Below are 11313 nucleotides of genomic sequence, written 5' to 3'. Positions count from 1 at the left end.
GGGTCCTACGGGGGCGGGTGCGCGTCGGTACCCCCGAGTCGCTGTGCGCGACCAGGCTGCCCCCGGTGATCGCCGCACTGCGGACCCGTCATCCCGAGGTGGACGTCGACCTGTACGCGGCCGGAACGGGCGAATGCGTGGAGGGGCTGCGGTCCGGGCGGCTGGATCTGGCGCTGCTGCTGGAGGAGGAGGCGGAGCTGCCCTTCCCGGATGTCGAGGCCGAGACGGTCGCGCGTGAGGAACTCGCCCTCGTCTGCGCCTCCGGGCACCCCCTCGCGGGACGCGAACACGCTCCGACCTGGGCGCGGTTGGCGAGGGAGACCTTCTTCCTGCTGGAGGAGGGCTGCTCGTACAGCGACGCACTGGAGCGGCGGCTGCTCGCCGTGCCGGACGCCCGGCCCCGGCTGACCCGGTTCGGCGGCGTCGACGCGGCCCGCTCGTGCGTCGCCGCCGGACTGGGTCTGACCCTGCTGCCGCTGACGAGCGTGGAGGAGCAGGTGCGCCAGGGCAGACTGGCGCGCGTACCGGCGCCGGACTTCAGCGATGTGCCCGTACGGCTGGCCCGCCACCGCAGGCGGTGGACGTCGCCGGCGGCGGAGGCTCTCGCGGAGGAGATGACGCGGCAGTGGGCGGACGGAGAGATGCCGGGGGCGGCTCTCACCGCACCACGCGGTAGCGGAGGTAGACGACCTTCGAAGTGAAGGTGCGGGTGTCGAGGAGTTCGAGATCCACGTGCCGCTCGTGCCGGGGGAAGAAGGAAATGCCACCCCCGACCAGCACGGGGTAGACCCTGGCCCGGTACTCGTCGATCAGCCCCTGCTCGGCGGCCTTGGCGGCGAGCGTCGCGCCGCCGATCGCGATGTCGCCGGTCCCCGGCTCGGCCCGCAGCCGCTCGATCTCCTCCGCCAGGCCGCCCGATGCCAGGCGGGCATGGCCCTGCACCGTCGACAGCGTGGTGGAGAACACCACCTTGGGAAGCGGCTTCCAGAGCGCGGTCCACTCCTGCTGCGACTCGTCGAGCGAGGGGTCCTCGTCGGCGGTCTCCCAGTACAGCATCGTCTCGTACAGCCGCCGCCCCAGCAGATGGGTGCCGACCCCTCGGATCTCGTCGATCCAGGAACGGAAGACCTCCTCGTCGGGCGGCGCCCAGTCGAAGCCGCCGTCCGGCCCGACGATGTACCCGTCGAGCGAGATATTCATCGAATAGGTCACTCTGCGCATCAGAAGTCCTCCTCGGTGACGCGTCCGACGGTACGACCGCCCGCCGCCGAATGACGTACGACGCACCGTCGGATGCCGTACGCCGCACCGCCGGCTGCTTGCGAAGAACGCCGGCGGGCCGTGAGCGCGTTCAGAACTCCAGACGGCTGAGCGCCTGCATGGCTTCGCGTTCCATCCGTGCGAGTTCACGCAGCTGGGTGCCGGCTTGTACGAGGTACTGGGCGTCGCCGGTCTGACCGGCTCGGGTGATGAGTGCCGCGGTGTGCGTCCACAGCCCGGCGGCTTCGGCGTACAGCGCGTGCCCCGTGCGCAGGTGGGGGCTGTCGATCTGCTCGGCGCATTCGGCGAGGAAGTCGCGGTAGAGGTTGCGGAAGAGGGCACCGCCGGTACCGGCCTTCTCCATCAGCAGGGCCGCCTGCGGCAGATCGCGCTCGGGATTGTCGCTCCGCCGGAGCCAGGTGGGGACCAGCTTTCCGGCTTTGTCGATGCCCCGGTGGCCCAGGTTGGCGATGGGCGGGTCGAGGAAGGCGCCGGCGCAGGCGGTGATGGCCGGGACGATCCGTTCCCGGGGCGGGGCGGCGTCCGCCGGGACGGTGAGGGTGAAGGAGCGGTGCCTCGCGGTCATCGGCCCGCGTTCGGCCCGGGCCCGGGCGAGACCGTCCAGGCTGGTGGTCACCGCGCCGCCCTGCTGGGCCGTGTCGACGAGATGGGCGTGCTGGTCGTCGTAGCCGTAGAGGGCGACGATGTGCCCGCCGAAGTGCACGCGGGAGGTGAAGTAGTCGAGGTGATAGCTGTCCAGCTGCAGCCCCACGGGCCGGCCGGCCTCGACGGCGGCCGTCACGTTCTCCCAGGCCTTGCGGGGCGAGGTGGTCTCCTTCACCTGGAGTTCCAGCCCCAGCCTCTCCGCGAGGCCGGTGGTGAGAGTGAAGGGCTTGACGCGCCCCCCGAGGAAGGGGAAGTCCATGCTTTTGCTGTCCCAGTAGATGAAGGACAGCCCGGCACCGAGCCCGAAGAGCATGGCTTCGGACAGATCGAGTCCTTGATGGCGCAGCAGCACCGCGAGCGTGGTGGTCTCGCAGTGCTGCATACCCCGGACGTCGATGCCGTCGACCATGGTCATGAGGAGTACTCCCAGGGAGGCTTGGGGCGGTCCGGATCACCGGCCGTCTCGTCCGGCGATCCGACACGTTACCCGTATCCGCCCCGGCTCCCGGCGCTTCCGATCTCCCCCACTCTCCCCCGGATCACGGGTAGTTGGGGATGGGGTGGTCGGGGGTGAGGGCGGCGGCGATGCGTTGGACGACGGCGTGAGCGGTGTGGCCGTCGGGACTTGTGGGCCCTTGTGTGGTGGCGACGGCGATGGCGAGATCCTGGTCGGGGAGGTAGGCCTGCGACGCGGAGTACCCGAAGAAGAGGGGGTGCTGGGCGACCCAGTCCCCGAGCACGAGGACGCCCATCCCGTAGTGGGTCTTCTTCGTGTTGGCGAGGCAGATGGTTGCCGGGCAGGTACGGGTCGGCTTGCCCAGACCCACGGTGCCGGGATCCAGGAGCTCCCGGTAGGCGTCGGCGGAGAGGAGCGCACCGGAGCCGATGCCGGTCGCGGAACGGGCGAGGTCGCAGATGTCGGTCGTCTGCACGGCGCCGGGGGCCGTGGTCCAGGAGGGGCTCCAGAAGGTGGACTCCTCGTAGGTGCCCCGGTCGGAGGTGAAGGCGTGCAGGACGGGTTCGGGGATCTCGGGCGTGAAGCTGTTACGGGTCTCACGCAGCCCGAGCGGCCCCATGACCTCCCGTTCGAGGAGGACGTCCAGACGGGTCCCGGTGATCTTCTCCAGGGCGGCGCCGAGCAGCACGAAGTTGGCGTGCGAGTAGTTCCAGTTGGTGCCCGGCCGGTACCAGTGCGGCCTGCTGGTGGAGACGTCCACCAGTTCCCTGGCCCTCCACTGACGGAACGGGTTGGCGGCGATGGTCTGGGCGAATCCCGGCGCGGTGACGTAGTCGGCGAGCCCGGTCGTCGACGACGCCAGCATGCGGAGCGTGATCCGCTCGCCGTCCTTGAGGTCGGGCAGCCACCGTGCGACGGGGTCGTCGAGGCGTACCCGGCCCTGGTCCACCAGCCGCAGCAGGGCTGTGCCCATGTAGCTGATGGCGATGTTGCCGTTGCGGAAATGCATGGCGGGCCGCGCCGGAACCCCCGTCATCGATTCGCCGAGCGCGGTGGTGATGATCTCCCGGCCGCCGAGCGTGACCCGCAGGATCACGGACTTGAGCCCTGATTCGACCTGGGCCTTCTCGGCGATCCGACGGATGTCACGTGCCTTGCCGCGCCCGGGCGCCGCGGAACTGACGCAGGCCCGGCGATGACCGTCGCGTTCCGCCGCGCCCACGGCCGTGCGGGCCGCCGTACCGCCGGACGTGGTGGTGCGGGCTGTGGTGCCGACTGCGGTGGCCGGGGCGCCGAGGGCGAGGAGCGCGGCCAGAGCGGTGACCGCGGCGAGCCGCGGCCGGGGTGAACGGGCTGATCTCATGGCCGGAGTATCGAGGTCGACCACCACGCTGGCGGCCGGCCCGACACGGAACGGCAGGAAGATCACCCGTCAGGCGCGTGATCGTGACACACGAGGGGGGCGGGGAGAGCGCTGCCGCAGCCCGACAGCCCGACAGCCCGACAGCCCGACAGCCCGACAGCCCGACAGCCCGACAGCCCGACAGCCCGCTGGCCGGAGCCCGCAGCCCGGTGGTCACTGGCCGGAGCCGCATCGCGTCCCGTGATCCGATCCATCCACTTGCCCGGTACCGAAGTGACGCCCGATGATGCGGTGATGACGGAAGGGCACGCACCCACGTACACAACTCGGCTGCTCACCTCGGAGACCTGGGGTGACTTCGCGGCCCTCGTGGAGAAGCACAACGGGGTGTGGGGCGGTTGCTGGTGCATGGCGTTCCACCCGGAGGGGGTGCGGAACGCCAGGAGCCCGGAGGACAACCGAACCGCCAAACGCGCCCACGTCGACCGCGGTACCTGCCATCAGGTGCTCGTCTACTCCGGCGACGAGTGCGTCGGCTGGTGCCAGTTCGGCGCTCCGGCGGAGCTCCCCACCATCAAGAACACCGCCACCTACGCCGAAGACCTCGACCGCCTACCTGACTGGCGGATCGGCTGCGTCTTCACCGCCTCAAGGCACCGCGGACAGGGAGTGGCCCGCGCCGCGGTCGGCGCCGCGCTGGAGGCGATCACAGCGGCGGGCGGGGGAACGGTCGAGGCCTACCCGGAACAGTCCGAGGGCCGACCGCCACAGCGCGGTGCCTACTTCCAGACGGGCCCTGAAGACTTGTACGTGCGCTTCGGTTTCGTCCGCCAACGCAAGATCGCGAAGTGGCGGTGGGTGATGCGGCTGACGGCGCCCGAGCCGACCTGACGCCGCGCTCACCGACTCGCCACCGACGCGCCGAGCCTACAGACCTCCGAGGCCGACCCCGTCGTTCCCGCTGGTTTCGCCCCCGGACTCCTCGAAGTGATCCCCCATGATCAGCATGGCGACACCGAAGATCAGAACGCCGAGCAGCAGTTCGAAGAGGCCGTACGCCCAGAGCGCGTGATCGGCGAACGCCAGAACGCCCAGTGGAATCGCGGCCACCATCGTGGACACGGTCATGAGCAGACCGATGACACGGTTCTTGCTCAGAATCCGAATCCGATTCTTGCCGGTCATGGCACCCCCTCCCGGAAGCAGGCGGACCCGCCACCGCCCGGAAGTAATACCCGACATCTGCCCAGGGAACACGCAACTCCCGTCGAACCCGGCCAGGTCAAGGGTCGGTTCCTGCTCCCGCTCCCTCCTCGAAGCGGCGACATGGACCGTAGTCTCGTAGGCGTGCCCATCGTGGACCAGAACCCGAACCCACTCACCGCACACCGCTAGGGAGGCCGCTGGTGCTGTCGGCGTTGCTGAGTGTCCTCGCTGCCTTGCTCCTGCCCGTCGCCGCCCTCATGCTGATCATCGGCAGAGGGCTGCTCTGGGGCCCCGAGGCGCTGGAACTGCCTTGGCGCCTCCTCTACGTGTCCGTCCTCGCCGTGCTCTTCTCGGTGATCGGCCTGGCACTGTGGCTGGAGATGAGCTGCGGCACGGCCTGTGAGCCGGTGGTGACGCCGGTGTCCCCCTGAACTGCAAGGGTGGCTGCACGCCGGCCGGGTGTCGGGGCGTCGGGCGATGAAGGCGTCAGGAGGGTGAGGGGCGCCAGCTGATGCGGATCGCCCGGGACGGAGCCGATCGCCAGTCGCGTGTCGTACTCGATAGCAATGATCTTGCGCTGGGTCCCTCCCGGCAGGCGGCAGAGGACACCCAACGAGGAGCGTTCCCGCGCCATCTCGGTGCTTGTCTCTCAACCTCCGGGGCTGCGTGATCTTGTGGCTGAGCGCCTGAGTTGGCCTTGAGGGAACCTGGACGTATGGCTGATCGTCCTCTGGGCATGCCTCGCGTTCTCATTCTTGGAATCGACCCGCGTGCAGTGCCCGGCATGGACGGAGACGCCCTTCGAGTGGCCCTCGATCAGGAACTGGCTCGATTCGGCGGACACGCCATCGATGCGTCCATGACGCTGATCGAGCTGGATGAGTCGGCCGAGCCGGCAATCGTTGCAGCACTGTCCGAACACGACTGGGACGTCGTCGTCATCGGGGGTGGCATCCGCAAGCCGGAGCCGCTCCTGCCACTCTTTGAGCAGGTCGTGAATCTGGTCCACCGTCACGCGCCGAAGGCGGCGATCGCGTTCAACACGAGCGGCGGCGACAGCGTCGAAGCAGCCAAGCGGTGGCTGTGAGCCAGAGCGCGGCGACGGTGATTTCAGGACCTGGTGGTCGTGTAATTCCCCAGCCCCCGGTGCTTGTTGGTGGCTACTTGGCCGACGGCTACTTGGTGCCGACCGTGCGCAGCGTGGCGAGCACCAGTGCCCGGGTGACGGTGACGACCTCGCTCACGCGGACCTGTTCCTGTGGGCCGTGTGCGAGGCGTACGTCGCCGGGGCCGTACTGCAGCGTGGGGATGCCCGCCCCGGAGTACAGGCGCAGGTCACTGCCGTAAGGGGCGCCTCGTTCAGAAGGTCGCGGGCCGTTGGTGACATCGGCGTGCGCGTCGCCGACCTGGGCCGCGAGCGGATGCCCGGCCGGCAGCCGTCCGCTGGCGAACTGTCCGCCGGGCCATGTCACCGTGGCGGGGTGGGAGCGCAGCCAGGGGTCGGCCGCGCAGGCTTCGGCCACGCACGCCTCCAGTTCGGTGCGTGCCTGGGCCGGATCCTCGCCCAGTCGGACGCCCAGTCTTCCTTCGGCCACCAGCAGGTCGGGCACACTGCTGGCCCAGTCGCCGGAATGGACGGTGCCGACGGACAGCGGGTAGGGGATGGGGTATTCGGACATGAGGGGTTCGGCGCCGGCGTTGCGGCGGGCTTCCAGACGGGCGAGCGCGCGGTGGATGGGCAGGTAGGCGTCGATGGCGCTCACTCCCACGTATCTGGTGCTGCCGTGGGTGGCCCGGCCGGGTACCTGGATGCGAAAGGTCAGGGCGCCGGCGTTCGCAGTCATGAGCGCGCCGCTGGTCGGTTCGGTGATGATGCAGGCGTCACCGGTGTGGCCGCGTTGTAGGGTGCCGAACGCTCCGAGTCCCCCGTCCTCTTCGCTGACTACAAGGTGCGCGGACACCTGGCCGCGCAGCCTTGCGCCCGCCTCCCGTATCGCGGCCACGGCGGCGAGTATCGCCACCACCCCCGCCTTCATGTCGCACGCTCCTCGTGCGTGCACCACGTCCCCGGTGAGCCGGGGCCGGAAGGGGTCGCCCTCCCACTGCGCCAGGTCCCCGGAGGGGACGACGTCGACGTGCCCCTGGAGGATCAGGGTCGGCCCGTCGCCCTGGGGCGGCGTGCCGGCCACCAGGCCCCACGCCTCCGTGCGCGGGGCCTCGCTGCCGGGAAAGTGGGGATGGGCACGAAGCTCGGGCAGGTTCATGGACCACAGGTCGACATCGAGGTCCAGCCGTTCCAGATGCCGGGCCAGGACGTGCTGAAGCTCGGACTCCGCGGCGCTCCCCGTCACGCTCGGAACAGCGAGGAGTTCCAGCAGCAAGGGGGCGATGGCCGCCTCGTCCACCGCGGCCAGTGCCGAGGCTTCCACATCGCTCAGGCTTGCTGTCATCTCAACACTGCTCCCAGCACGTGACATCAGGACAAGCCGGAGACTATGTTCGGCGGACCACGCAAGCAATCGCCATTTGCTGCTGCCTACTGTCGCTTTCTTGCAATGTCAGCGGGTTCATGGCTACTTCTTGCGCTGCGCCGCAGGCTTGACGTCGGGAGTGAGGTCATGGACGCCATCGATGAAGCGATCATCCGCTGTGTGCTGCACAACGCACGTGCCACGTACGCCGAGATCGGCAAGGCGGCCGGGCTGTCCGCGCCCGCCGCCAAGCGGCGTCTCGACCGCCTGGTGGCCACCGGCGCGATCCGCGGTTTCACGGCTCTCATCGATCCTCAGGCGTTGGCCTGGCATACCGAGGCTTTCGTCGAGGTCTATTGCACCGGCAATCCCACCCCCGCCGAACTGTGCCAAGCCCTGGAGGACATCCCCGAGGTCGTCGAAGCCTGTACGGTCTCCGGCGCCGCCGACGCGGTCGTCCATATGCTGGCCAGGGACATCACCCACCTGGAACAGGCCATCCAACGCGTGCGTGCCACCGCCCCTGTCGAACGGACCGAGAGCGCCATCGTGCTCTCCCGGCTGTTGAACCGGCCTCGCGTGTGATCGACACCAGGGATCACCGCGAGCGCCGAGGCTCACGTCGTCCGCCGGCCGACAGTGACGCTCCGCCTCGGAGCTGCTTGATCAGTTTGAAGGTGAGGGAGCGGGCGATCTTCTGGAGGTCCCATTTCCCGTCCCGTACCGCCTGGTTGCTGATCCAGAACACCATGAGGTCGCCGCGCACGGCGTGTACGTTCACGCCGTAGGACCAGTCGTTGCCGCCGGAGTGGGTCGCGAGGCCCCTGTCGGGCATGATGACCCACCCGTAGCCGATGGCATAGCCGTCGAAGCCGGGCAGGCCGGTGGGGGAGTGGGCCGTGAACATCGCGGTCCGCGCGTCGCGGTCCAGGAGGGTGCCGTCGGCCAGGGCGCGGTGGAAGCGGTACATGTCGCGGGCGGTGGACAGCAGACCGCCGTTGCCGCGAAGGTTCCAGTACGGGCCGTCGGCGGCCCATCGGTGGTCCTGCGGCCGCCCCTGGGAGACGCCCCGTTCGTCGTACTCCACCGCGATCCGCTCCGTGTCCCAGCGCGGCTGGACGTAGCCGGTGTCCTTCATGCCGGCGGGAGCGAAGACGTGCTCCGCCAGGAAGTGCTCGTAGTCCATGCCGGAGGCGCTCTCGACTATCGCGGCCAGCAGGCTGTACCCCAGGTTGGAGTAGGAGAACTTCGTGCCGGGCGGGGCGACCAGCTCGGACGTGACCGCTCCGTCGATCATCTCCTGGCGGGAGACCGGATCGTAGTCGTCCCCCAGGGCCTCGGGCAGTCCGGAGGTGTGGGTGAGCAAGTGGTGAATCGTGATGGCGCGCTTGTCCGCGGGGACATGCCCGACGAACTCGCTGATCCTGTCGCTGACCCGCAGCTTGCCCGCCATCTGCAGCTTCATGATCGCCACGGCCGTGAACGACTTGGTCATCGACATGAGGTCGTACACCGTGTCGCAGGTCGCCGGGGTGCCGTGGGCCTGATCGGCCATCCCGTAGCCCGCGCAGTGCGTGACCTCACCGTCCCGGGCGGCGATCACCGTTCCGCTCCCGCCGCGGGGCAGGGACTTGTCGAGGATCGCCTGGATGCCGTTGTCCGTGGGATCCGGCGTCGGGGTGGAGGGAGAAACGGTGCCCGGCGGGCGCCGGCCGGCTTCCTCGCCACCGCTGCTGATACTGCAGCCGGCCAGGGCCAGCACCAGGGCGGAAACCCATGCGAACACGACAGGGGCACGGAATGTGGGCAGCCTCATGCAGAGTCCTTGCGTAGCTGCCGACAACGGGCCCGCGAGTTCGCCACGGGACGTCCATGAGGCCGACGGCACGATCGTACAACGCACTTGGCTGCCCGACCCCGACCCCAGATCACGCCCCACACGCCTGACCAACCACCCCCTCACGCCACCCTGATCACGGCCTTGCCGCGAGCGTGTCCCTCCTCCACGTGGCGCACACCCTCGGCGGTGTCCTCCAGCCGGTACGTCCGGTCGACGACCGGGCGGAGCTTGCCCGCCTCGATGAGCGCCGTCACGGCGAGCAGGTCCTCGTGGGTGGGCCCGGCCGGGGCGGACGGGAGGATCGGCCGGAGCCGCTGCCGGACGACCGCGTTGACCGCGCTCAACCGCAGCATGGACCCCATCGCCCCGAACACGTGGCCGGGCGAGCCACCGCCGTTGGCGACCAGGACGCCTGTCGGGGTGAGCGCCCCGCGCAGTCGCCTCAGCGGGCGGTTGCCCACGTTGTCCAGGATCACGTCGTAGTGTCCCCGCCGGTCCGTGAAGTCCTCCCGGCCGTAGTCGACGACGTGCGCCGCGCCCAGTGAGCGCACCAGGTCGGCGTTCCGGGCGCTGCACACCCCCGTCACCTCCGCGTCCAACGCCGCGGCGATCTGCACGGCGAACGTGCCCACCCCACCGGCGGCCCCATTGATCAGCACGCGCTGTCCGGCCCGCACCCGGCCCACGGTGCGGATACCGCGCAGGGCGGTCACCGCCCCCATCGGCACGGCCGCGGCCTCCTCGAAGGTCAGGGCGGAGGGCTTGGTCACCAGCAGATCCGCGGTGGTGCGCGCGTACTCGGCGAAGGCGCCCGGGCAGAACCCCACCACCTCGTCACCGGGCCGCAGTTCGCGCACCTCGGCGCCGACCGCCACCACATCTCCGGCCGCGTCGATCCCGGCCACCCGGTACTTCGGCCGTGTCAGCCCCACACCTCCCACCAGCCGTGCCACGTACGGGTCGCCCCGCAGCATGTGCCAGTCAAAGGGGTTGAGCGCGGCGGCACGTACCCGCACCAGCACCTCGGTGGCCCGGATCTCGGGCCGGTCCACGTCCGCCGGCCGCAGCGTCTCCGGCGGGCCGAACCGCTCCTGAACGATCGCCTTCACGGCGCCTCCCCGATGTCGGGTGTACGCCGTACACCCCATGACCTGATGACGGCAAGGTAGGTGTACGGCGTACACTCGTCAAGAGGAAAGGGCGGTCGGCGGTGAGGAAGAGGGGAGCCTTCGCGCCGGCCGGTCAGGCCGTACGGAGCAGCCGCTCGAGGCCGTCCAGCGTCAGGTCCAGGGCGAACTCGAACTCGAACTGGTCGTCACAGCCCGATCCGACGACGGAATCCGCGTCGTGCGTGACCGCCATGGCCAGTGCGGCGACATGGGGGTAGCGCGCGGCCATCTCCTCCGGCGGCATCGCGTCCGGGTCCGGTTCACGGTCGGCCCCTGGGCGGGAGGAGTCCTCGAACAACTCCTGGGAGAACCCCAGCAGGCGGCTGCCCATGACGTGCAGGGCGTGATGGACGAGGTCGAGCGAGAACCCTCCGTCCCGGAAGACCCCGATCATCGAGTCCAGGTACTCCATGACCGCGGGGGTCGGAGTGGTCCGTGCCTTGATGCGCGACTCGATGACCTGGGCCGCCCACGGGTGGCGCAGCAGCATGCGACGGGCCGACAGCACGCGCCCGCGAACGGCGGTCTTCCAGTCGGTGTCGGGGGCCGGCGGGTCGATCTCCCGGACGACGGCGTCGATCATGCCGTCCAGCAGCTCGTTCTTGTTGGCCACGTGTTTGTAGAGGGCCATGGGCACGACACCCAGCGACTGCGCGATCCTGCGCATGCTCAGCGCGTCCACTCCGCCCTCGTCGGCCAGGGCGACGGCGGCGCCCAGAACCCGCTCCGTGCTCAGAGGCGCGCGAGAGCGCCCGGCGGAGCCGGCCTGCATGGTTCTCTCCACGACTCCCTCTCGTCCGGACAAGGCCCGGATGTGACACGTCAACCTGTACCTTCGTCACCGGAAGGCGTCGTCGGGCTCCGGGCCTTGTCCGGACGAG

The 11313-nt window shown here is 69.8% G+C and carries 13 protein-coding genes; 5 read left to right on the top strand and 8 right to left on the bottom strand.

Features of this window, described 5'->3' with window-relative positions; translation table 11 throughout:
* A partial coding sequence (locus tag AOK23_RS11805) for a substrate-binding domain-containing protein (RefSeq protein WP_079049432.1) occupies positions 1-701 on the top strand: 701 nt, incomplete at its 5' end.
* Here AOK23_RS11805 and AOK23_RS11800 read toward each other — a convergent pair.
* The 3 genes from AOK23_RS11800 to AOK23_RS11790 all read right to left on the bottom strand — a co-directional run bounded on the left by AOK23_RS11800 (position 658) and on the right by AOK23_RS11790 (position 3746).
* Positions 658-1221: a dihydrofolate reductase family protein gene (locus AOK23_RS11800; protein WP_055712679.1), complete on the bottom strand. Its 564-nt coding sequence runs from the start codon at positions 1219-1221 to the stop codon at positions 658-660. The genes AOK23_RS11805 and AOK23_RS11800 overlap by 44 nt on opposite strands.
* A gap of 130 nt (positions 1222-1351) precedes the next feature.
* Positions 1352-2341, bottom strand: a complete 990-nt coding sequence (locus AOK23_RS11795) for a BtrH N-terminal domain-containing protein (RefSeq protein ID WP_055712678.1) — start codon at positions 2339-2341, stop codon at positions 1352-1354.
* 124 nt (positions 2342-2465) lie between these two features.
* Positions 2466-3746 (bottom strand): serine hydrolase domain-containing protein, encoded by a 1281-nt coding sequence (locus AOK23_RS11790; RefSeq protein ID WP_079049431.1) that lies wholly within the window; start codon positions 3744-3746, stop codon positions 2466-2468.
* A gap of 294 nt (positions 3747-4040) precedes the next feature.
* On the opposite strand from AOK23_RS11790, the gene AOK23_RS11785 reads away from it, so the two are divergent.
* Positions 4041-4637 carry a GNAT family N-acetyltransferase gene (locus AOK23_RS11785; RefSeq protein ID WP_055712676.1) on the top strand — a complete coding sequence of 199 codons (597 nt, stop codon included), beginning with the start codon at positions 4041-4043 and terminating at the stop codon, positions 4635-4637.
* Positions 4638-4673: 36 nt separating this feature from the next.
* Here the strand turns inward: AOK23_RS11785 and AOK23_RS11780 are convergent, their stop codons facing one another.
* On the bottom strand, positions 4674-4931 hold the full coding sequence (locus tag AOK23_RS11780; RefSeq protein WP_055712675.1) for a hypothetical protein: 258 nt from the start codon (positions 4929-4931) through the stop codon (positions 4674-4676).
* A 221-nt stretch (positions 4932-5152) separates the two neighbouring features.
* Between AOK23_RS11780 and AOK23_RS11775 the strand changes: the two genes are divergently transcribed.
* Complete coding sequence (locus AOK23_RS11775) at positions 5153-5383, top strand: hypothetical protein (RefSeq protein ID WP_055712674.1); 231 nt, start codon at positions 5153-5155, stop codon at positions 5381-5383.
* 305 nt (positions 5384-5688) lie between these two features.
* Positions 5689-6039, top strand: coding sequence for a hypothetical protein (locus AOK23_RS11770; RefSeq protein WP_055712673.1), 351 nt, complete (start codon positions 5689-5691; stop codon positions 6037-6039).
* An 88-nt stretch (positions 6040-6127) separates the two neighbouring features.
* Here the strand turns inward: AOK23_RS11770 and AOK23_RS11765 are convergent, their stop codons facing one another.
* Positions 6128-7402 carry an ArgE/DapE family deacylase gene (locus AOK23_RS11765; protein WP_240496357.1) on the bottom strand — a complete coding sequence of 425 codons (1275 nt, stop codon included), beginning with the start codon at positions 7400-7402 and terminating at the stop codon, positions 6128-6130.
* Between the two features lie 168 nt (positions 7403-7570).
* Here AOK23_RS11765 and AOK23_RS11760 point away from each other — a divergent pair, with 168 nt between their 5' ends.
* Positions 7571-8008 carry an Lrp/AsnC family transcriptional regulator gene (locus AOK23_RS11760; RefSeq protein WP_055712671.1) on the top strand — a complete coding sequence of 146 codons (438 nt, stop codon included), beginning with the start codon at positions 7571-7573 and terminating at the stop codon, positions 8006-8008.
* A gap of 13 nt (positions 8009-8021) precedes the next feature.
* On the opposite strand, the gene AOK23_RS11755 is transcribed toward AOK23_RS11760, so the two are convergent.
* The 3 genes from AOK23_RS11755 to AOK23_RS11745 all read right to left on the bottom strand — a co-directional run bounded on the left by AOK23_RS11755 (position 8022) and on the right by AOK23_RS11745 (position 11204).
* Complete coding sequence (locus tag AOK23_RS11755; RefSeq protein WP_079049429.1) at positions 8022-9239, bottom strand: serine hydrolase domain-containing protein; 1218 nt, start codon at positions 9237-9239, stop codon at positions 8022-8024.
* 143 nt (positions 9240-9382) lie between these two features.
* A complete protein-coding gene (locus AOK23_RS11750) occupies positions 9383-10372 on the bottom strand; it encodes an NAD(P)-dependent alcohol dehydrogenase (protein WP_055712669.1) in 990 nt (329 codons plus the stop codon).
* Positions 10373-10505: 133 nt separating this feature from the next.
* The gene (locus AOK23_RS11745) at positions 10506-11204 is read right to left on the bottom strand and encodes a TetR/AcrR family transcriptional regulator C-terminal domain-containing protein (protein ID WP_055712668.1); all 699 of its coding nucleotides are present in this window, start codon (positions 11202-11204) and stop codon (positions 10506-10508) included.
* Positions 11205-11313: the final 109 nt, after the last annotated feature.

Source organism: Streptomyces torulosus (genome assembly GCF_001419765.1).
Lineage (GTDB): Bacteria > Actinomycetota > Actinomycetes > Streptomycetales > Streptomycetaceae > Streptomyces > Streptomyces torulosus.
This window is presented reverse-complemented; position numbering and strand designations above follow the sequence as displayed.

Bases quoted from the DNA above. Each gene is read 5' to 3' on its own strand.
- AOK23_RS11800 (WP_055712679.1), bottom strand. From the start codon at position 1,221: ATGCGCAGAGTGACCTATTCGATGAATATCTCGCTCGACGGGTACATC.
- AOK23_RS11795 (WP_055712678.1), bottom strand. From the start codon at position 2,341: ATGACCATGGTCGACGGCATCGACGTCCGGGGTATGCAGCACTGCGAG.
- AOK23_RS11790 (WP_079049431.1), bottom strand. From the start codon at position 3,746: ATGAGATCAGCCCGTTCACCCCGGCCGCGGCTCGCCGCGGTCACCGCT.
- AOK23_RS11785 (WP_055712676.1), top strand. From the start codon at position 4,041: ATGACGGAAGGGCACGCACCCACGTACACAACTCGGCTGCTCACCTCG.
- AOK23_RS11780 (WP_055712675.1), bottom strand. From the start codon at position 4,931: ATGACCGGCAAGAATCGGATTCGGATTCTGAGCAAGAACCGTGTCATC.
- AOK23_RS11770 (WP_055712673.1), top strand. From the start codon at position 5,689: ATGCCTCGCGTTCTCATTCTTGGAATCGACCCGCGTGCAGTGCCCGGC.
- AOK23_RS11765 (WP_240496357.1), bottom strand. From the start codon at position 7,402: ATGACAGCAAGCCTGAGCGATGTGGAAGCCTCGGCACTGGCCGCGGTG.
- AOK23_RS11760 (WP_055712671.1), top strand. From the start codon at position 7,571: ATGGACGCCATCGATGAAGCGATCATCCGCTGTGTGCTGCACAACGCA.
- AOK23_RS11755 (WP_079049429.1), bottom strand. From the start codon at position 9,239: ATGAGGCTGCCCACATTCCGTGCCCCTGTCGTGTTCGCATGGGTTTCC.
- AOK23_RS11745 (WP_055712668.1), bottom strand. From the start codon at position 11,204: ATGCAGGCCGGCTCCGCCGGGCGCTCTCGCGCGCCTCTGAGCACGGAG.